This window comes from Sphingopyxis sp. CCNWLW2 (assembly GCF_037095755.1).
Lineage (GTDB): Bacteria > Pseudomonadota > Alphaproteobacteria > Sphingomonadales > Sphingomonadaceae > Sphingopyxis.
The window spans coordinates 1,047,900-1,068,992 of the sequence record NZ_JBAWKJ010000002.1 but is presented as its reverse complement, the minus strand read 5'-3'; the positions used below and the strand labels follow the sequence as shown (position 1 = coordinate 1,068,992).

General features: G+C 65.8%; 15 protein-coding genes. 7 read left to right on the top strand and 8 right to left on the bottom strand.

The window, feature by feature from the left end:
- The first annotated feature begins 7 nt into the window (after positions 1 to 7).
- From V8J55_RS16270 to V8J55_RS16255, 4 genes are all read left to right on the top strand, one after another.
- Positions 8 to 1,018 carry a dipeptide epimerase gene (locus tag V8J55_RS16270; RefSeq protein WP_336446635.1) on the top strand — a complete coding sequence of 337 codons (1,011 nt, stop codon included), beginning with the start codon at positions 8 to 10 and terminating at the stop codon, positions 1,016 to 1,018.
- A 28-nt stretch (positions 1,019 to 1,046) separates the two neighbouring features.
- Positions 1,047 to 2,336: a metal-dependent hydrolase family protein gene (locus tag V8J55_RS16265; RefSeq protein ID WP_336446634.1), complete on the top strand. Its 1,290-nt coding sequence runs from the start codon at positions 1,047 to 1,049 to the stop codon at positions 2,334 to 2,336.
- A gap of 2 nt (positions 2,337 to 2,338) precedes the next feature.
- Complete coding sequence (locus V8J55_RS16260; RefSeq protein ID WP_336446633.1) at positions 2,339 to 4,324, top strand: serine hydrolase domain-containing protein; 1,986 nt, start codon at positions 2,339 to 2,341, stop codon at positions 4,322 to 4,324.
- 308 nt (positions 4,325 to 4,632) lie between these two features.
- Entirely contained in the window at positions 4,633 to 5,094 is a 462-nt protein-coding gene (locus tag V8J55_RS16255; protein WP_336446632.1) for a hypothetical protein, read from the top strand.
- 376 nt (positions 5,095 to 5,470) lie between these two features.
- Here V8J55_RS16255 and V8J55_RS16250 read toward each other — a convergent pair whose 3' ends face one another.
- The 7 genes from V8J55_RS16250 to V8J55_RS16220 all read right to left on the bottom strand — a co-directional run bounded on the left by V8J55_RS16250 (position 5,471) and on the right by V8J55_RS16220 (position 16,428).
- Positions 5,471 to 8,188, bottom strand: coding sequence for a TonB-dependent receptor plug domain-containing protein (locus tag V8J55_RS16250; RefSeq protein ID WP_336446631.1), 2,718 nt, complete (start codon positions 8,186 to 8,188; stop codon positions 5,471 to 5,473).
- A 382-nt stretch (positions 8,189 to 8,570) separates the two neighbouring features.
- On the bottom strand, positions 8,571 to 9,974 hold the full coding sequence (locus tag V8J55_RS16245) for an efflux transporter outer membrane subunit (RefSeq protein WP_336446630.1): 1,404 nt from the start codon (positions 9,972 to 9,974) through the stop codon (positions 8,571 to 8,573).
- Positions 9,971 to 11,149 carry an HlyD family secretion protein gene (locus V8J55_RS16240; RefSeq protein ID WP_336446629.1) on the bottom strand — a complete coding sequence of 393 codons (1,179 nt, stop codon included), beginning with the start codon at positions 11,147 to 11,149 and terminating at the stop codon, positions 9,971 to 9,973. Before V8J55_RS16240 ends, V8J55_RS16245 begins: the two co-directional genes overlap by 4 nt.
- Before the next feature lies 1 nt (position 11,150).
- Positions 11,151 to 12,827 carry an MFS transporter gene (locus V8J55_RS16235; protein ID WP_336446628.1) on the bottom strand — a complete coding sequence of 559 codons (1,677 nt, stop codon included), beginning with the start codon at positions 12,825 to 12,827 and terminating at the stop codon, positions 11,151 to 11,153.
- Between the two features lie 149 nt (positions 12,828 to 12,976).
- The gene (locus V8J55_RS16230) at positions 12,977 to 13,945 is read right to left on the bottom strand and encodes an ornithine cyclodeaminase family protein (RefSeq protein WP_336446627.1); all 969 of its coding nucleotides are present in this window, start codon (positions 13,943 to 13,945) and stop codon (positions 12,977 to 12,979) included.
- Positions 13,938 to 15,059 carry a dipeptidase gene (locus tag V8J55_RS16225; protein ID WP_336446626.1) on the bottom strand — a complete coding sequence of 374 codons (1,122 nt, stop codon included), beginning with the start codon at positions 15,057 to 15,059 and terminating at the stop codon, positions 13,938 to 13,940. The genes V8J55_RS16230 and V8J55_RS16225 overlap by 8 nt, the downstream gene beginning before the upstream one ends.
- A complete protein-coding gene (locus tag V8J55_RS16220; protein ID WP_336446625.1) occupies positions 15,049 to 16,428 on the bottom strand; it encodes an amidohydrolase family protein in 1,380 nt (459 codons plus the stop codon). Before V8J55_RS16220 ends, V8J55_RS16225 begins: the two co-directional genes overlap by 11 nt.
- A gap of 220 nt (positions 16,429 to 16,648) precedes the next feature.
- Between V8J55_RS16220 and paoA the strand changes: the two genes are divergently transcribed.
- From paoA to paoC, 3 genes are read left to right on the top strand one after another with little or no spacing between them, the layout of a single operon-like run.
- A complete protein-coding gene (paoA, locus tag V8J55_RS16215; RefSeq protein WP_336446624.1) occupies positions 16,649 to 17,290 on the top strand; it encodes an aldehyde dehydrogenase iron-sulfur subunit PaoA in 642 nt (213 codons plus the stop codon).
- Positions 17,287 to 18,237: an FAD binding domain-containing protein gene (locus tag V8J55_RS16210; RefSeq protein ID WP_336446622.1), complete on the top strand. Its 951-nt coding sequence runs from the start codon at positions 17,287 to 17,289 to the stop codon at positions 18,235 to 18,237. Before paoA ends, V8J55_RS16210 begins: the two co-directional genes overlap by 4 nt.
- A gap of 3 nt (positions 18,238 to 18,240) precedes the next feature.
- Complete coding sequence (gene paoC, locus V8J55_RS16205) at positions 18,241 to 20,442, top strand: aldehyde oxidoreductase molybdenum-binding subunit PaoC (protein ID WP_336446621.1); 2,202 nt, start codon at positions 18,241 to 18,243, stop codon at positions 20,440 to 20,442.
- Positions 20,443 to 20,464: 22 nt separating this feature from the next.
- On the opposite strand, the gene V8J55_RS16200 is transcribed toward paoC, so the two are convergent.
- Positions 20,465 to 21,040, bottom strand: coding sequence for a nucleotidyltransferase family protein (locus V8J55_RS16200; protein ID WP_336446620.1), 576 nt, complete (start codon positions 21,038 to 21,040; stop codon positions 20,465 to 20,467).
- Positions 21,041 to 21,093: the final 53 nt, after the last annotated feature.

The following is a 21,093-nucleotide window of genomic DNA, read 5'->3' as shown; positions in this document are numbered from 1 at the left end:
AATTTCGATGACGACGCCTACCCCCCTCTCGCTCGACCTCGCGATTGAATCGCTCCCGCTCGCCAAGCCGTTCCGCATCTCCGGACATGTCTTCACCGACACGCCCGTGGTGCTCGTCACGCTTTCGGACGGCGCGCACAGCGGGCGCGGCGAGGCGTCGGGGGTCTATTATCTCGGCGACGATGTGCCCGCGATGGCGGCCGCCATCGAGGGCGTGCGCGGCGTGGTCGAGGCCGGAGTGACGCGCGAGCAGTTGCAGGCGCTGCTCCCTGCGGGCGGTGCGCGCAATGCACTCGACTGCGCGCTGTGGGAACTCGAGGCGCGCCGCAGCGGCGTCTCGCTCTGGGAACTCGCTGGCCTCGCCGAACCGCGCCCGCTCCGCACCACCTTCACGCTCGGCGCCGACGATCCCGATGTGATGGCCGACGGCGCGCGGCACTATGCACAGGCGCGCGCGCTCAAGCTCAAGCTCACCGGTGACCTCGAAGTCGACATCGCCCGCGTGCAGGCGGTGCGCGCGGCGCGGCCCGAATGCTGGATCGGGGTCGATGCCAACCAGGGTTTCGCGATCGGCGATCTCGACGCGCTCGTCGCGGCGCTGGTCGCCGCCGACGTCAAGCTGCTCGAACAGCCGCTGGCGCGCGGCCGCGAGGCCGACCTCACCGGCTACCAATGCCCGATTCCGATCGCCGCCGACGAAAGCGCGCTGACGCTCGGCGATGTCGAGGGGCTCGTCGGCCGCTTCGACGTCGTGAACATCAAGCTCGATAAATGCGGCGGGCTGACCGAGGGGCTGGCGATCGCCAAGCGCGCGCGCGAACTCGGGCTGGGTGTGATGGTCGGCAATATGGTCGGCTCCAGCCTCGCGATGGCGCCGGCGTTCGTCGTCGGACAGCTGTGCGACATCGTCGATCTCGACGGCCCGATCTTCCTCGCCGACGATCGCACGCCCTCGATCGAATATGAGGGCGGCAACGCATGGTGCGGCGAGGCTATCTGGGGCCGCGAAATCGGCTGAGCGCGATAACGGAACAGGGAGAAGCATGATGAAAAAGACGATCTTCGCCGGCCTCGCGCTCGTGGCGCTGGTTCAGCCCGCCGCGGCGCAGGACACGCCGGCGACCACCTATATCCACGCCGGGCGTTTGCTGGCCGATCCGGCGAGCGGCCGCGTCGAAACAAACAAGACGATTGTCGTCACCGCCGGAAAGGTCGCCGAAATCCGCGATGGCTTCGTCGGCGAGGGCAAGATCGTCGACCTCAGCGACCAGTTCGTCATGCCGGGCTTTATCGACAGCCACGTCCACCTGACCTTTGAATCGAGCCCGACAAGCCGCCTCGACGCGGTGACCAAGTCGACGGTCGATCAGGCATTCGACGGCGTCGTCTTCGCCAAGCGCACCGTGCGCGCCGGGTTCACGACCGTGGTCGATCTCGGCGCCGACCCGCAGGCGATCAACGCGCTGCGCGATGCGACCGCGACGGGCAAGGTCGTGGGGCCGCGCATCATCGCCGCGGGCGGCGTCGCCGCGCATGGCGGGCACGGCGATGTCCATGGCTATCGTCAGGAAATCATCGACCTGTTCCGCTCGCCGACGCTCTGCTCGGGCGCAGACGATTGCGCGCGCGCGGTGCGGCTGGCGGTGCAGCAGGGCGCCGACGTCATCAAGACCGCCTCGACCGGCGGCGTGATGTCGAACACCGCCGCCGGCCTCGGCCAGCAGATGAGCGACGCCGAACTCGTCGCGATCGTCGACACCGCGCACCGGCTCGGCCGCAAGGTCGCGGCGCACGCGCATGGTACCGACGGCGTCAATGCTGCGCTCCGCGCCGGCGTCGATTCGGTCGAACATGGCACCTACCTCGATGCGGAATCGATCCGGCTGTTCAAGGCAAAGGGAAGCTATCTGGTCCCCACCTTGCTCGCCGGCGATACCGTCGCGCGGCAGGCCGAAACCGCTGACTGGATGCCCGCCCCGGTTCGCGCCAAGGCGCGCACCGTCGGCCCGCTTATGGTCGACGCCCTCCGCCGCGCGCACGAAGGCGGTGTGCGCATCGCGTTCGGGACCGATAGCGCGGTGTCGAAACATGGCGAGAATGCCCGCGAATTCGCGCTGATGGTGAAGGCGGGGCTGACCCCGCTCGAGACGATCAAGTCTGCAACTGTGTGGGCGGCAACGCATGCCGGGCTTGAGGCTGAAATCGGCACGCTCGCGGCAGGCAAATCGGCCGACATCGTCGCGGTGAAGGGCGATCCGCTGACCGACGTGCGCAGCCTCGAAACCATGGGCTTCGTCATGGCGCGCGGCGTCGTGGTGCGGGCAGCGGGAGAATGACGATGCGCTCGATGAAACTGTTCGCGCTGCTGCCGCTCGCCATGATGCTCGGCACCGCGGCGACAAAGCCTGCAACGCCGCTGGCGCCGGCTCTCGCGCCGAAACCGGCGGTAGCAGAACAAAAGGCAGCGCCGCCCGTAACGACCCCGCTCGCACCCTCAGCGACGCTGACCAAGCAGGACGTCGACAGCTGGCTCGACGGCTTTGTCCCGTTCGCGCTCAAGCGCGGCGACCTCGCAGGCGCGGTGATCGTCGTGGTCAAGGACGGGCAGGTGCTGACACAGCGCGGGTTCGGCTATGCCGACGCCGCGAAGCGCACCTCGGTCGATCCCGCGCGCACGCTGTTCCGCCCCGGATCGGTGTCGAAGCTCTTTACCTGGACCGCGGTGATGCAACAGGTCGAGGCGGGCAGGATCAACCTCGACGCCGACGTCAATACCTACCTCGATTTCAAGATTCCGCTGAAAGACGGCAAGCCCGTCACGATGCGCCAATTGATGACGCACACCGCGGGGTTCGAGGAACATGGCAAGCTCACCATGTTCGAGGACAAGAAGTTCCAGATTCCGCTCGGTGATCTTGTGAAGGGCGGTATCCCGAACCGCATCTACACGCCGGGCACGACGCCCTCCTATTCGAACTATGGCACCGCGCTCGCGGGCTATATCGTCGAACGCGTGACGAAAATGTCGTTCGACGATTATGTAGAACGGCGCATTTTCCAGCCGCTGGGCATGGCACAGTCGACCTTCCGCCAGCCGCTTCCCAAGGCGTTCGCGCCGTGGATGGCGACGGGCTATCGCCAGCTTTCGGCGGGCCCTTCGAAGTTCGAGATCGTCGGTCCGTCGCCCGCGGGCGGTCTCTCATCGACCGGCGCCGATATGGCGAAATTCATGATCGCGCATCTGAACCGGGGCGCGGGGCTGATGAAGCCTGAAACCGCGCGGATGATGCACGACACGCCGCTGACGATCCTGCCGCCGCTCAACCGCATGGAGCTCGGCTTTTTCGAAACCAACATCAACGGGCGGCAGGTGATCGCGCATCTCGGCGACACGCAGCTGTTCCACACCGCGCTCCACCTCTTCACCAACGAGAATATCGGCCTCTATATGTCGTTCAACGCGACGGGCGAGCAAGCGTCGGTCGGTCCCGTGCGCCGCGCTTTGTTCGAGGATTTCGCCGATCGCTATCTGCCAGGCAACGAAATGCCCGCGACGCGCGTCGATGCGAAGACGTCGGCCGAACATGCGAGGATGCTCGCCGGCAACTGGCTCAACAGCCGCCGCGCCGAGACGAATTTCTACGCGATCGCCTCGCTGCTCGGGCAAGTGAAGATCAGCGTCGGTCCCAAGGGCGAACTCGTCGTCCCCGCCGCGCGCGACCTCAACGGAAAACCCGCGAAATGGGTCGAGACCGCGCCCTTCGTCTGGCACAACGCCGACGGCCACGGCCGGCTTGCCGCGCAGGTGGTTGACGGCAAGGCCGTGCGCTGGAGCATCGACGGCATCTCGCCCTTCATGGTGTTCGACCGCGCGCCGGCGTCGAAATCGGCGGCGTGGATCATGCCCGCGATGTACATCAGCCTCGGCGTCTTGCTGATCACCTTGCTCCAGTGGCCGATCGCGGCGCTGATCCGCCGCCACTACAAGGCACCGCTGACGCTCGAACGCCGTTCGCTGCGCGTCTATCGCGGCGTCCGTGCTGCGGCGGGGCTGGTGCTCGCGCTGGTCGCCGCGTGGGTGATCAGCATGTCGAAACTGAAGGCGCTGCCCTCCTATGATCCGTGGCTCTGGTTCCTCCAGATCGCCGGGCTGATCGTCCTCGTCGGCAGCGCCCTGCTCGCGGCATGGAATCTTCGTATCGTCCGTCAGGAAAAGCGCGGCTGGTTCCGCACCCTCTGGGCGCTGCTGCTGCTCTTCGCGACGATCATGCCGCTCTATGTCGCATGGACCTTCGGCCTGATCGCGATGACGGTGAATTACTGACACTCTCCCTGAAGACGGAGGGGCTCGACCGGGGCCTCTCCGTCTGCGCTGCGCCGCCCGCAAGGCAGTCGAAAGGCGCTGCCATCTCCCCATCGTTGCGCGACGGGGAGGATATTTCCATCATCGTCACTCCGGACTTGATCCGGGGTCCACGATTTCCAGCACCGCGGTGGGTCCCGGATCAAGTCCGGGATGACGAAGAAGGGAACGGCGGCTCCCCATCCCATATCGCCCGTCCGCGACGCTGCGCTCTCGAGCGGCAGGAAACGACCGGTTGCGGACTTTCCCTATCGGTCTATGCCAATCAAATGAAGCTCTACCTCATCGCACCTGTGATCGCTGCCAACATCGACGAGGCAGCAATCGATGCACGCATTCAGAAGTGTATTGATCCTATAGCCGGCCTTATCGAACATCACGTGTCGGTCGATCCGGCATTGTTCGCTATGAGAAATGTAAACGAGGTGTCCGATCCTTCCATCCCTCCGGACTTGCGATACGGTCATGTGGAAGCGATCAGGATCAGCGATCTACAAATGCTACGTCAGATACTGCGTGATAATGGCGACCCAAACAGCGGGAAATGGATGTCGATACGCTCCCTCGTGAGCTGCCGTAGCGTTCATTATGGATATGATGGGGAAGCGCTCGTGTGTTTGTCCACCGAGGACGAGCCCATCATATCGCCGAGCCCGACAACAATCAGCGTCGAAGACTGTTCACACCGCTTGATCGAAACCAGTTGGATGGATGGTCTAGTTTCACGGTAGAGGACGTCGGCTTTCCACCCCAAGGCGGACATAGGCTGAGCGGAAAAAACGCTGTCCTACTTTATGGCACTATGCCAGCCTGGGGCCCGCTCTTTGAAATCGTGGCTTTCCGCAAACGGCGGTAAAAGCGACAAAGGAGACAATTTCGATGCGCACATGCGTATCCTTTGTCGCTTTAAGCCCAGTCCTTAAGGCCACAAAGAACACTAAATCGATGTGTGCGTGCGGGGCCTTTGTGGCTTTAAGAGGTGGGTGATCCGGATAACGCCTCTCGCCCAAGGTCAAAGCATCGCCTCGCAGCAGCCATCCCGCCGTCAACAAAAAGGGCAGCGGTATCGTCGATACCGCTGCCCCCGGGACTAACTGTTGAGAAGGATCAGAAGCTCAGCTTCACGCCCCCCGAAATATAGCGGCCGATCACGTCGAAATTGGGACTGGTATAGGTCGTGATCGGCGGATCGCGGTCGAACAGGTTGTTGACGTTGCCGAACAGCGTGAACGGTCCCGCTTTGAACTGGGCGCCCAGATCGACATAGGTGCGGCTGCCCACCTTGTTGTTCACGATCTCCACCGGAACGCCGTTCACGACCGTCAGCGGGCGGTCGAGCCCGCCGTCGACGTAGCGGACACGCAGGTTCGCGCCGAAGCTGTCGTTGTCAAAGGCGATCGTGCCCGTTCCGCGCCATTTCGGGGTCGAGAAGGCGGTGTCGCCGCCGACGTAACCCGACACCTCCGCGCCGTTGATCTTCAGGTTGAAGACATGATTGGCCAGCGCGCGGAACGACAGGGTCCCGTCGCCCAGCGGCATGCGGTACGACGCCTCGATGTCGAGGCCCTGCGTGCGGTAGTTGGCGAGGTTGCGAAAGATGTTCGTGATCGACCCGATCGAGCCATCGGCTTCACGGACGATGATGCCGCCGCAAGTGGGGTCGTTCGGCGCAGTAGCGGCGCACTGTTTGAGCAGGTCGTTCGCGGTGACCGACGTGATCACATTGTCGATGTCGATGTCATAATAATCGACCGACAGACGCAGGCCCGACGCAAACGACGGCGAGTAAGAGCCGCCGAGGGTCAGCGTATGCGAGATTTCGGGCGTCAGATTGGCGTTGCCGCCGCCATAAACGAACACATTGTTTTGCACGGTGCCGTTCTGGCCCCGGAAGGGATCGAGGACAGTGCCGATGTTGGTCGAGCGGTTGAGGAAATATTCGGTGATGTTCGGCGAACGGATGTCGCGCGAATAGACGGCGCGGAATAGCAGGTCGTTGACGACGCGCAGCGTGCCGCCGGTCTTCCACGACCAGATCCCGCCGCTGGTGCTGTAATCCGAATAGCGCGCAGCGCCGTTGATTTCGAGCTTCAGCGTGTCGGTGATGTCGAGCAGCGGCACGTTCACTTCGGCGAAGGCTTCCTTGACGTTGAAGCTGCCGTTCGTCGCCGACGAATTGAGCGTGCCGAGCGCGTTGGCGAGCGACAGCGGGTCGACAAAGTTGGTGACCTGTTTTTCCCAGCGGACGTCGGTGCCGAAGGCGATGTCGACGGGGCCGGCCCAGGTCGAGAAAGGCTGGCCCGAAACGCTGGCGCCCGCCGCATCGAGCTTGATCGTGTAGATCAGATGCGAACCGCCGAACGCCCATGCCGCCGCCGCGTCCGAAATGCTGCCATTGCCGAACAGGTTGATCGGCACGCAATTGGGGTCGTTGTTGGTCGTCGAGGCGTCGGCGTTGATACGGCACGTCGGCGTGCCGTTCACCAGGACCGAATCAACGCCATTGTCGAAGCGCGATTTGATCCGCTGGTTGTTGAGCCGCTGGTTGAGCCGGATTTCGCCATGGTTATAATAGGCGTCATATTTCCAGCCGTCGCCGAAGCTGCCTTCGAGCCCGATCGCGCCCTCGAGATTGCGACGGCTGTACTTGAACGTCATCACGCCCGAGGCGCCGACATCGTCCATTACACGGCCCAGAATGAAGGGGCCGACGACGCCGGCCGCGGCGAGCTGGTTGCGGTTCGCCTGGGTCAGGAAGGCATTGTCGGGCCTGATGATGGTGTTCACGCCCGCCACTGTCTCGGGAAAGAAGTTATAGTCCGCCGACATGCGGTGGAAGCTGAAATTGGCCCAGATTTTCAGCGTGTCGGTGAGGTCATAGCTCGCGCGGGCAAAAGCGTTGATGCGCTCATAGGGCGTGCTGACCGCGACATAGTCGAAGATATTCTGACCGCCGCCGCCGATCGTCGTGACGCCGTTTGTGACGCTGCCGAGCGGGAAGGCGCCGATGTTGCCGTCGGGATTGAACACCAGATTGCGGGGCGCGCCGTTGAGGCCGAGGATCGAGCCGCCGTTGTAAAGCTGGGTCGAATTGGGGTCGCGCACCAGTTCCAGCTTGTTGTCGGCGCGTTGGAACAGGCCCGCCTCCAGATTGGGGCGGTCGTCGCGGCTGAGCGCGCCGCGTTCGTTCATATATTCGCCCGCGACCATGAAATGGCCGCGGCCGCCGGCGAAGTCGGTGCCCCACGCGATGTCGGCGCCGTAGCGCGCCATATCGCCGCGCGACGAGATGCCGCTCTGGACGCCCATGCGCCAGCCGGTGAAATCATCGTCGAGAATGATGTTGACCACGCCCGCGACCGCGCCCGAACCCCATGCCGCCGACGCGCCGCCGGTGACGACGTCGATGCGCTTGACCAGGCTTTGCGGCACGATGTTGAGGTCGTTGGCGCCGGCAAAGCGGTGCCCGTTGAGCAGGGTGAGGGTGCGAACCGATCCCAGGCCGCGCATGTCGGCGGTCGAGACGCCACTGCTGGTGTTACCGGGCGTCGTCGACGGCGTCGAAGTTGCGCGGAACTGGGGGGTGTCGTTCAGCACCTGCGCGATGCTCGGGCGGTTGCCCAGCGCCAGCTCGGCCTCGCCGATCACCGTCGTCGGGGTCGGCGCGTCAAAGCCTTCGCGCTGAATGCGCGAGCCGCTGACCACGATTTCCTCGTTTGAAGCCACGTCGGTCGCGGTGTCGGCGGACTGCGCATAGGCCGGGTTCAGGCTGACCAGCATCGACAGGGCGGTGCCCGCATACAAGCCGGATTGAACGAACTTCATAATTATCCCCTTCGCCTGTGGACGGCATGTAGCTGTCCGGTGCTCGCTTATGTTTTTTACCGCGAGGCTCCTGCGATCCTCGGGTTTGCGATTTTCTATAAAGTCGGAAATTTTGGAAAAATCAACCCCGATCAAGACATAATTTTCAATTATAGAAAATATGTTGTGGAGAAGTCGAGCGACTTGGGCCGATAATCCCATGAATCAAAGTGTTTTTACGCCAAAAGCCATGTTTCAAAAATCCGGATTCTTCAACCGGCATCTTTTCGGATCTGGACGGTCCGATTTCGCTGAGTAATCCCATTCGGGCGAGCGGCGGAGGCCGAGCCGCTGCCCAGCGCGCGGCGGTCAGCGGCCGTTCCGGTCTAAACGAGGCGGGGCGTCAGGGCGCCGGCGCGCAGGGGGATTCGGACGCCCTGCAGTTCGTCCAACCGCCACCCATCGCCTGAAACAGCTGGATGCGCGCGGCGAGTGCATCGGCGCGGAGCTGGATCAGCGACAGTTCGGCGCCGAGCAGCCCGCGCTGGGCGTCGAGCTGTTCGAGATAGGGCGAATAGCCTTCGCGATAGCGGTTGGTCGCGAGCCGCAGCCCCTCGGCGAGCGCATCGCGCTGCGACTGGGCGAATGCGATCTGCGCGTCGATCCGGCTGACCGCCGCGAGCGCATCCTCGACTTCGCGGAAGGCGGTCAGCGCGGTGCGGCGATAGGCGAAAGCCGCCTGATCGCGCTGCGCGCCCGCGGCTTCGGCCTGCGCCGTCAGCCTGCCGCCCTGAAAGATCGGGGCAAGGATGCTGCCGCCGACCGACCAGATCGAAATCGGGTCGCCGATCAGGGTCGAGAAGGCCGCGCCCGCCGCCGAGGTCAAGCGCACCTGCGGCAGGAAACGCTTGCGCGCCGCGGCGAGATTCTTGTCCGACGCGGCGAGCTGATATTCGGCCTGCGCGACATCGGGCCGGCGGCGCAGCAGTTCGGACGGCAAGCCGCCCGGGACCGCGGGAACGGCGAGGCTGTCGAGGGTCGTGCCGCGGTCGATCGCGCGGGGTGTGTCGCCGACCAGCACGCTCAAACCATCCTCGGTTCGCGCGATGGCGAGTTCGATCTGCGGCACGATCTGCGCGGTCGCGTCATATTCGGCTTGCGCCTGCTGAAGCTCGAGCTTGGGCGAATAGCCTTGCCCGACGCGCGATTTCGCAATGCGCAGCGATTCCGATCGCGCGCGCACCGTATCGCGCGCGACCTCCAGCCGCGCATCGAGGCTGCGCAGCGTGACATAGTTGTTCGCCACCGCGGCGGCGATCGACAGTTGCACGGCATCGCGCGCCGCTTCGCTCGCGAACCAGCTATCGCGTGCCGCCGATTTCTGGTCGGCAAGGCGGCCGAACAGATCGACTTCATAAGCGACCTGGATTTGCGGCTGCGCGAAATTCTGTTCGGAGGGCTGGCCGAACGCGCTGACCGAGCGCGACCGCCCGCCGCTGATCGCCGCATCGATCGTCGGCAACGTCTGCGCCCGCGCGAGCGCGAAATTGGCGCGCGCTTCGCGCATGCGCGCCGCCGCTACGCCGATGTCGCTGTTGTTGGCCAGCGCCTTGTCGACCAGCGCGACCAGCGTCGGATCGCCGAACGAGCGCCACCAGTCGCGCTGAAGCGGCGCGGCCGGATCGGCATCGGTTCGCCATGCCACCGGCGGCGCGACGGGCGCCACGCTCGTCGCCCTGACGTTCGGGCCGGCGCAGGCCGCGAGCGCAGCCGCCAGCCCGGCCGTCAGCGCGAGCCGCGCCTTCATCGCTTCGATCCGCCGCTTGTGTCGATACGGACCTCGACCGACATGCCGGGCCGCAGCCGCGCAGCCACCGGTTGCTTGTCGTCGATCTTGATCCGCACCGCGATGCGCTGCGCGACCTTGACGAAATTACCCGTGGCATTGTCGGCCTTGAGCACCGCGAATTCGGACCCCGCCGCCGGCGAAAGATTTTCGATCCGTCCGGTCAGTTCGGCGCCGCCCAAAGCATCGACGCTGAAGCGCGCGCGCTGGCCGATCGCCATGTTGCCGGTCTGGGCTTCCTTGAAGTTCGCGATGACCCAGACATGGTGCGGGACGACCGACAGCAATTGCGTGCCGGCGGTGACATAGGCACCCACGCGCACGCCGATTTCGGACAGCTGGCCGTCGGCGGGCGCGCGGATGATCGTGTTATCGAGGTCGATCTGCGCGAGGCGAAGCTGCGCCTTCGCCGATTCGACCGCGGCTTCGAGCCCGGCGCGTCCGACCACCACGGTACGGACGTCCTGCGTCCCGATCGCGCGGCTGGCGCGCGCCTGCTGCACTGCCGCCTGCGCCGCGAGCAGCGCCGCGCGCGTCTGGTCATATTCGCGCGTCGAGATCGAACCGTCGGCGACCAGCGCGCGAGCGCGGCGCATATCGGCGTCGGCCCTGGTCAGTTGCGCCTGCGCATTGGCGATCCCGGCATTCTGGCTGTCGGTCGCGACCTCGCGCGAGCGCTGCGCCTGCGCCGAATTGGCGAGCGCGGCCTGCTGCGCTGCGACATTGGCCTCGGCCTGCGCGACGCGCGCGCGATAGATGCGGTCGTCGATCGTCGCAAGGATCTGGCCCGCCTTGACCTCGGCGAAATCCTGCACGGGCACGCGCGTGACATAGCCGCTGACCTGCGGACTGATGATCGTCACCCGCCCGCGGACATAAGCGTTGTCGGTCTCTTCCGACCAGCCGGAGAACGGCGGAAGATTCCATGCGTAGAGGATCGCGAGGATCGCGAGCACGGCGACCGTGACAATCGCGATCACGGCCGTGGGTGACTTGTCGGGCGGCCGCCAGGACGACGGCGGATCGACCTGCGGATCGGCCGGAGCGGCGGATGCGGGCGCGGCGGCCTGCGCTTCGGGCGCCGGCGCCGGGATTTCCGGTTCGGGTTTCGGGGCGTCGACTTTCTCGTCGCTCATGTCATTGTTCCTGTTGAGCCTGTGCCTGTGCCTGTGCCTGTGACTGCGCGCGCTGTACCAATAATATTACCGGCGACGGCTCGTTTCGTCGACGGATCGAACGGCTGATCATAAAGCCCCAGATCGTCATCAGGATCGCGAGCACGCCGACCAGCAGGAAAACATCATTATACGCGAGGATATGCGCCTCGCGCGTGACTTGCTGGCTGAGCAGCGCCGCGCCTTCGGCATTGCGCAGCGTGGGGTCGCCGACCGTCCCCGCAACCGCGCGGCTACCCGCACCCAGCCGTGCCGCGACCAGCGGGTCGGTCGCGACGATGTTCTGGACCAGTTCGTGCGAATGATATTTCTCGCGAACCGTCTGGAAGGTCCCGAGCAGGGTGCCGCCGGCGAGCCCGCCAATGCTCTGGCTCATGCTGAAGATCACGACAAAGCTGATGAAATTCTTGCCGCCCGCGAGCAGGGTGCGCGCGATGCCGATCACCATCGCCTGCGCAAGAAAGAGCAGTGAAGCAAAGCCGATCAGTGCCTGGCTGAGGTAGAAATGGCTTGGCCGGGTGAGGTTGGTCGTATGGGCATCCATGAACGATGCGATCACGATCAGCACAAGCGCGAAGATGATCGGTTGCGAAAGATGGGCCGGACGAAAGCTCAGCACGGCGGTGGCCAGGCCGGCGATCGAGGCGATGATGATGATCAGGTTCAGCGTGACCATCTGGTCGTTGATCATGCCGACGGTGCTCAGAAAACCGACCGACCCGAACGCCTGTTCGGACAGCAGGATGCGGACCGATGCGGCCACCGCGATCAGCCGGAGCATCTCGCGGGTGCCGAGCCAGCGCGTGTTGATCAGCGGATTCTTGCGGTGATGTTCGACGAGCACTGCGGCGGCGATCAGCGCGACGCTCGCCGCCAGCGACCAGCCGATCCACGGCCGTTCGGTCCACCATTGGATTCGCCCTTGCGAGAGCACCGCGATCAGCAGCCACAACCCCGGCGCCAACAGGCCGAAGGTCAGGAAATCGAGCGGCTCGAATACTTTTTCGCGCTCGCTCGGCGGCAGCGGCTGCGCCATCACCGCGGCGAGCGTCGCCAGCGCCAGCCCGAATTCGAACCAGTAGAGATTGTGCCAGTCGCCCCAGACCAGCAGCCCGGGCGAGAGCACGCGCGCGAGCGGTGTCGCGATCTGCGGAATGCCGATGCCGATCATCACCGCGGCAAGCCGCTTCGATGCCGGAAGCGACTGGAAGAAATAAAGGATAGTGAGCGTCGAGAGGCCGCTTGCCGCTATCCCGCTCATCGCGCGCACCGCGACCGAGGTCCAGAAATCGTGGATGAACAGGTGCATCAGGGTCGTCACGGCATAGGCGGCGAGCGTGTAGCGGATGAATGGCTGAAGCCCGAACTGCTGGCGATATTTGACGAGCAGCAGGTTCGCGGTGACGTTGGTCATGAAATAGGCGGCGGTCAGCCAGGCGGCTTCGTCGCTGTTGAGCCCCAACGTCCCCTGCGCGAAGTTGAGGTTGACCGTGACCAGCGCGTTGCCGAGGCCGCCGGTGATCCCGATCAGGCAGCCGATCAGGAAATGGCGCACCATGCGCGCGGTCGGATGATCGGGATTGGCGGGCGATCCCGGCAGGGTCGGCCGCTCGTGGGGCTTGAAGACATAGTCCGCCATGGCGGGTCAGGCCGGCTTCGTGGTCATGGACGCGCCACGAGAGGGGCGAGTCGGTTCGATAATCATGATTTTCCTTACCGCATCGCCGCGGCGCATGCAGCCTATTCGGAGGAATAGGAATTCCATGACGCGGGCATAGAGGCGGCCGGTTATGCCCCGGATACGCGATCGAGGTCCATCTTCCAAAGCCAGGCCGCGCAGGCGAGATCCTGTACGATCGAGCCCAGCGATTTATAGATGGTGACGTCCGATGCCGCGAGGCGGCCGGGACTGGAGCCTGAAAAGACGTGCCCGATCTCGGGCAGGATATGCGCTTCGGTGACGAGCCCCGCCTCGCGTGCGCGCAGATATTCGGCGCCTTGTGCCAGCACGCCCTCGCGATGATCGGGCACGAAACGCGCCCGTGCGACAAGCGCTTCGTCGATTTCCGACGGGCCGGCGCGGCTGGAGCCGACGGCGTTGATATGCGTCCCGTCGGCGACATGCGCGTCGAGCAGGAAGGGCTCGGCCGCGCCGGTCAGCGTGCAGATGATGTCGGCGCCCTCCGCGGCGTCGGCGACCGACGCCGCCGTCTGGGCGGGAAGGCCGAAATCGTCGGCGATCCGGCCGGCAAGCTCCTCCGCCTTTTCGGGCGACCGGCCCCAAATTCGCACGTCGTCAAGCGGCCGCACATGGCGGATGGCGGCGACATGGTGCCATGCCTGCTCGCCGGTCCCCATGATCACGAGACGGCGCGCTTCGGGCCGTGCGAGTGCGTCGGTTGCCGCTGCCGATGCGGCGGCGGTACGGATCGCGGTGACCTCGCTGGCGTCGATCACGCACACCGGCGCCCCGCTCGTGCGGTCGAACAGGATGATGACGCCCTGATGCGAGCTGCCATGCGCGGCGGCGGCCGGGAAGATGCTGATGATCTTCGCGCCAAAGCCCGCGCCGTCGAGCGCGCCGGGCATCACGCCGAACATGTCGCCCCCGTCGAGGTCGATGATGCCGCGCAGCAATTGCCGGCTCCGCCCTTCGGCGAGCGCGATCATCGCGTGGCGCATCAGGTCGATGCACGTCCGGTGGTCGAGCCGCTGCCGGACCTCGGCCGCGTCGATGAAGCGGATCGGATCAGCCACCCCAGACGCTTTCGGCGTGGCGCAGGAAATTGAGCCCCATGATCTTCTCGATCGGGCGGCTCGAATAGCCGCGCGCGGCGAGCAGGCCGATCAGCTTGCGAAACTGGTCAGGCCCGCGCAGGTCGACGACGAAAGGATAGGTGTCGGGCCGCTCGCCCGCCGCGCTGATCCCCGCCGCGCGGCGCTCGGCGATCTCCTTGGCGAGCACGGCTTCGTATGCTTGAAGATCGTCGATCTGGCCGACGGTGCCGTCGGTGCCGATCCCGACATGATCCTCGCCGCAGATGTTCACCGCATGGTCGATATGCGCGACGACATCCTCGGCGCGGGCGTGGCCCGAGACGTTCAGGAAGGGCATGAAATAGATGCCGACGAAGCCGCCCTTTTCGGCGACCAGCCGCAATTCGGCGTCGCTCTTGTTGCGCGGCAGGTCGGTGACCGCGCGGCAACCGGTGTGGTTGATCGAGATCGGCACCTTCGATGCGCGCGCGGCTTCGAGGCAGGTTTGCTCGCCGCTGTGCGACAGATCGACGATCATCTTCTGCGCATTGAGCCGCTCGATGACTTCGCGCCCGAACGGCGTCAGCCCGCGATTGCCCGGCGCCATCGATCCGTCGCCCAGCTGGTTCGCCGGATTATAGGTGAGCTGGAATATGCGCACGCCCATGTTGGCGAAGATGTCGACGCGGCCCGCGTCCTTGCCCATCATCGCGCCGTTCTGGAAGCCGTAGATGATCCCGATCTTCTTTTCGGCCTTGGCGCGGCGGATATCGGCCGCGCTCAAAATCTTGATAAGGTCGCGCGGATAGCGGCGCAGCAGCATATCCATCTCGGCGACGTCGGCGACGCTCTTTTCGAACGGTTCGGCCGGGCCCGCGACATAGCCGAGCGTGCAGTTGATCGCGGTGACGCCCGATGCATGCGCCTCAGCCAGCACACGCGGCGAAAAGGGATCGGGTGCGTCACGTATATTCGGATCGGCAAGACCGCCGAGCGCATTGACGATCACCCATTTGCGGCCGTCAGGGGCGGCGGCGTGGGTAGTTCCCGGCAGCAGCGAGGTTGCAGCCAGTCCCGCCGCACCCGCAAGCATCGCGCGCCGGTCAATCGTCATTCCCAAGCTCCTTCGCGGTCGGCGCGATATAGTCGGCGCGCCGATATTCGCGGCCGCGCTTCACCGTCATTTCGATACGTTCGATATTGCCGATGTCGGCGAGCGGGTCCGCCGCCAGCACGACGAAGTTCGCGAGCTTGCCGGGCTCGATCGATCCCATATCCTTGTCCTGCCCCGCAGCGCGCGCGCCGACGAGCGTCGCCGAATGGATGACCGCGAGCGGCGGCATGCCAACGTCCTTCGCCAGATAGCGAAGCTCGGCGTGGACTTCGGGCCAGGCGTCGCCGGCGGGATTGACGAAGTCGGTGCCGGTCGAAATCGGCAACCCCGCGCGCCATGCCTGCTGGGTCAGGCGGATCGTGCGGGCGCCGCCGCAACGCAGCGGCTTGGCCCCTGGGCCGGCTTTGCGCGCGGCCTCGAATTTGACGAACAGGCTGCCGGTCGCGTCGAGGATCGTGCCGCGCTTCCGCATCGCGTCGAAGAGGCGCGCGACGACCGGATCGTCGCCGGTCGGTGCAAGGCGTGCCTCGTCCACCGGGGTGCGGTCCTGATAGGAGGCGAGCATTTCGGGCTGCGCTTCGTAGCCGAGATAACAGACATGGCTGACCGAATCGACGCCCGCCGCGATCACCTCGACGGGACGGGCAGGGAAGACCGCGCTGTGCGCCCAGATCATCAATTTCTGGCGGTGCGCCTCGGCGGTGATCGCTTTCACGCGCTCAGCGGGCAGGTTGGCGTAAATCTTGATCGCGCTCGCCGACGTGCCGCGCGCCAGCGTGACCGCGGTGCGGAGGTCGGTCTTTTTGTCGATCGCCTGCATCCACGGCGCGGTGCCCGGCGTGAAGCCGCTGCTGACCGCGAGGACGCGGGGGTCTTCGAAAAAGGACGGCCCCGCCATCAATGCCGCATAATAGATGTCGGGCGCGGGAATCTCGCCGACGAGCGACGCGCGCGAAAGCTCGCCCACCGCGCGCAGATCGTCGGCCATGTCGCGCACCGCGGTGACGCCGCCATAAAGCTGGCGGCGGAGGATCGCCTCGGCGCGCACCCGGTTCGGCGGGGTGGCGAGGTGGACGTGGCTGTCGATAAGCCCCGGGATGACGAAGCGGCCGGAGAGGTCGACCCGGCGCGCCGTCGCCGCGCGCGATGCCAGCGTGCCGTGCGCGCCGACCGCGACGATCCGCTCGCCGTCGATCAAAATATCCTGCCCGGTTTGCGCGGGACCGCCGGTGCCGTCGATCACCGACACATTGGTGTAAAGCGCCTGTTCGGCCGCGTACGACGGCGCCGCCGCCATCAGCGATGCGGCGAGGCCAAGCGAGCGAAGGGCAGCGCCGAGCGCCGGCGGGCGTAAACGAACCGATGTCATGGCTCGTCGCTAGCGCCCTCATTTCAGGTCCGCAATCGACTTGCCACGCGATCGCATGGACCAGCGTCTGTTCCCCGGTCCCACACTATGATACCGGTGTATCAGGAATCCGAATTTTCTGTGCCGACGCGGTCCTTATAAGCCGCGCGGTATCGACTGCCTGAACCTTCCCGTGGGTATTCGCGCCCATTGGCAAACAGAACAGAAACGGACGAACGCGATGCAGACCCCAGAAGAATATGAGCTGTCCCGGCGCGGTGTGCTGGTGGGCGGTGCGGCCTCGGTCGCGACGGTGACGCTGGTCCCGATCGGGACGGCGACGGCCGCCACGCCTGCTGCCAAATCTCTGCCGACCGCCAAAGTGGCCTTCGAGGTGAACGGTACGGCGCGCGAGCTCGAGCTCGACACGCGAACGTCGCTGCTCGACGCGCTGCGCGAGCATCTGCATCTGACCGGGACCAAGAAGGGCTGCGACCACGGCCAGTGCGGGGCCTGCACCGTGATCGTCGACGGGCGGCGGATCAACAGCTGCCTGACCTTGGCGGTGATGCACGAGGGCGAGAAGATCACAACGATCGAAGGCCTCGGCACCCCCGACAAGATGCATGCGATGCAGGACGCGTTCGTGACGCACGACGGCTATCAATGCGGCTATTGCACGCCGGGTCAGATTTGTTCGGCGGTCGCGGTGCTCGACGAGATCAAGGCCGGAGTTCCGAGCCATGTCACCGCCGACCTCGCCGCCGCCCCGGCGGTGACGAAGGTCGAACTGCGCGAGCGGATGAGCGGCAATATCTGCCGCTGCGGCGCCTATTCGAACATCATCGATGCGATCACCGATGTGGCGGGAGTGAAGGCATGAAAAGCTTCACCTACGAACGCGTCGACAGCGCGGCGGCGGCGACCGCGGCTTTTGCCCGGACGCCCGGTGCGCGCTTCATCGCGGGCGGCACCAACCTGCTCGACCTGATGAAGCTCGAGATCGAAACGCCGAGCCACCTCATCGACGTCAGCCGCCTCGCGCTCGACAAGATCGAGGCGACGCCCGAAGGCGGCCTCCGCATCGGCGCGATGGTTCGCAACACCGACCTTGCGAGCGACGCGCGCGTGCGGCGCGACTATGCCCTGTTGACCCGCGCGCTGGTCGCGGGCGCATCGGGGCAGCTTCGCAACAAGGCGACGACCGCGGGCAATCTGCTCCAGCGGACGCGCTGCCCCTATTTCTACGACACCAACCAGCCGTGCAACAAGCGCCAGCCCGGCAGCGGCTGCGCCGCGATCGGCGGTTTCAACCGGCTGCACGCGGTCGTCGGCGCGAGCGACGCGTGTATCGCGACGCATCCCAGCGACATGGCGGTGGCGATGCGCGCGCTTGATGCCGCGATCGAGACGGTCGACGCGGCTGGCAAGGCGCGCGCAATCCCTATCGCCGATTTCTATCGCGCGCCGGGCAAGACTCCGCATCTGGAGACGGTGTTGGCGCCAGGCGAGCTGATCACCGCGGTCACGCTGCCGAAGCCCGTCGGCGGGACGCATATCTATCACAAGGTCCGCGACCGCGCCTCCTATGCCTTTGCGCTGATCGCGGTGGGCGCGATCGTCCAGCGCGATGGCACTGGCCGTGTGGCGCTTGGCGGGGTCGGCTATAAGCCGTGGCGCGTCGAAGCCGCCGAGGCGGCGCTGCCGCGCGGCGCGACGCCCGTCGCCGACGGCCTGCTCGCGGGCGCCAAGACCACCCACGAAAACGCCTATAAGCTGCCCCTCGTCGAGCGCACGCTCGCCGGGGTGCTGGCGCAAGCGAAGGGCTGAGCCATGAAATTCGACACGCCCGCGAGGACCAACCCGATCGATCAGATGAAGATCGTCGGCAAACCCACCAACCGCATCGACGGGCCGCTCAAGACGACGGGCACCGCGCCCTATGCCTATGAACGGCACGATGTCGCGGCGAACCAGGCCTATGGCTATGTCGTCGGATCGGCGATCGCCAAGGGACGGATCGCGTCGATGAACCTCGACGACGCCCGAGCTGCGCCCGGCGTCATCGCGATCGTCACCGCGGACAATGCGGGCAAGCTGGCGAAGGGCGATTTCAACACCGCAAAATTGCTCGGCGGCCCCGATATCGAACATTATCATCAGGCGATCGCGCTCGTCGTCGCCGACAGTTTCGAACAGGCGCGCGCCGCCGCCTCGCTCGTCCGCGTCGAATATGCGCGCGGCAAGGGCGCTTACGACCTCGCCGCCGCGATCGACACCGCGATCAAGCCGAAAGCCTCTTTCGGCACCGAACCCGACAGCGCCGTCGGCAATTTCGCCGCCGCCTTCGCCGCAGCGCCGGTGCAGCTCGATGCGCGCTATACGACCCCCGATCACAGCCACGCGATGATGGAGCCGCACGCGACGATCGCCGCGTGGGAGGGTGACAAGCTGACCGTCTGGACGTCGAACCAGATGATCGCCTGGTCGGTCGGCGATATGGCGAAGACGCTCGGCATTCCAAAGGAGAATATCCGCTTCGACTCGCCCTATATCGGCGGCGGTTTTGGCGGGAAATTGTTCAATCGCGCCGATGTGCTGCTGGCCGCGCTGGGGGCGAAGGCGGCGAAGCGGCCGGTCAAGGTCGCGCTGCCCCGGCCGCTGATGATCAACAACACGACGCACCGCCCGGCGACCATCCAGCGCGTCCGCTTGGGCGCGACCGCCGACGGCAAGCTAACGGCGATCGGCCACGAAAGCTGGTCGGGCGACCTGCCCGGCGGCGGCCCCGAAACCGCGGTGGCGCAGACGCGCCTGCTCTATGCCGGCGAAAATCGCATGACCGCGATGCGCCTTGCGGTGCTCGACCTGCCCGAAGGCAATGCGATGCGGGCGCCCGGCGAGGCGCCGGGGCTGATGGCGCTCGAGATCGCGGTCGACGAGCTGGCCGAGAAGCTGGGCATGGACCCGGTCGCGCTGCGCGTCCTCAACGATACGCAGGTCGACCCCCAAAAACCGAGCCGGCCCTTTTCGCAGCGCCAGCTCAACAAATGCCTCGAGACCGGCGCCGACAAGTTCGGCTGGAGCAAGCGCGCCAAGCCCGGTGTCACGCGCGACGGGCGCTGGCTGGTCGGGATGGGGGTCGCCGCGGCGTTCCGCAACAACCTCAACGGGCCCTCGGCGGCGCGCGTTCGCCTCGCCAAATCGGGGATCGTGACGGTCGAGACCGACATGACCGACATCGGCACCGGCACCTATACGATCATCGCGCAGACCGCCGCCGAAATGATGGGTGTGCCGCTCGACAAGGTCGTGGTGAAGCTCGGCGATTCGGCGTTTCCGGTTTCGGCGGGTTCGGGCGGGCAGTGGGGTGCGAACAGCTCGACCGCGGGCGTCTATGCCGCATGCGTCAAGCTGCGCGAGGCGGTGGTGCAGAAACTCGGCCTCGCGTCCGATGCGGTCTTTGCGGACGGCAAGGTCAAGGCCGGACGGCGCAGCGTCGCGCTCGGCGATGCCGCCGCCGACGGTGAACTCGTCGCCGAGGACAATATGGAATATGGCGACCTCGCCGAGAAATTCCAGCAATCGACCTTTGGCGCGCATTTCGTCGAGGTCGGCGTCGATGCGATGACGGGCGAAATCCGCGTCCGCCGCATGCTCGCGGTCTGTGCCGCCGGGCGCATCCTCAATCCCAAGGCGGCGCGCAGCCAGGTGATCGGCGCGATGACGATGGGCGCGGGGGCGGCGCTGATGGAGGAGCTTGCGGTCGACAAGCGCTTCGGCTTTTTCGTCAACCACGATCTCGCCGGCTATGAAGTCCCCGTCCACGCCGACATTCCGCATCAGGAGGTAATTTTCCTCGACGAGGCCGATCCGACCACCTCGCCGATGAAGGCGAAGGGCGTCGGCGAACTCGGCATTTGCGGCGTCGCGGCGGCGGTCGCCAACGCGGTCTACAACGCGACCGGCGTGCGCGTCCGCAACTACCCGATCACGCTCGACAAGCTGCTGGGCAAGCTGCCGGACATGGTGTGATCGCCAGCGTGAGAGGGGGATTTCATTTGTGCAAATCGTCCGGCAGGTCGATGTCCACCAGCTCGCCGGCAGGGGCGGGGACGAGTGCGGCATCGGCCAGCAAGGCCTTGCCGCCCCGGTCGCCTTCGCCGCTGCGCAGCGTATCGAACAGCGCGCGGGCGAACAGCGCGGGGGGCATCGCCGCATCGCCATTCGTCGATGCCACCACGGGCGCCGCCAACGGATCGAAGCGCGCGATGAGTTTGCGCAGATGGCCGGCGCCGACGAACGGCATGTCGGCGAGGCAGACCATCGCCGCGGCGTCCGGCCCCCGCGCCGCTTCGGCAATGCCGCACGACAGCGATCGCGAGAGTCCCTGCTCGGGGTTCGGATTGGCGATGATTTCGAAGCCGTGCGACGCCAGCAACCGTGCGAGCGCGTCATGGTCGTCGCGGCACACGGCGATGCGGCGCCGCGGCGCAAGCTGGGCGATGTGCCCGGCCGCGTGCAGCGCCAGCGGTTCGCCCGCGAGCGGCGCCAGCAGCTTGTCGTCGGTCCCGAACCGCTGCGATGTTCCCGCGGCAAGCAGGATGACGGCGATGTTCGCGGCTTCGACCATTGCTCTCGTTCCTTCATGCGCGCTTTGCGCGCCGGCTGACTTCAAAGCAAATC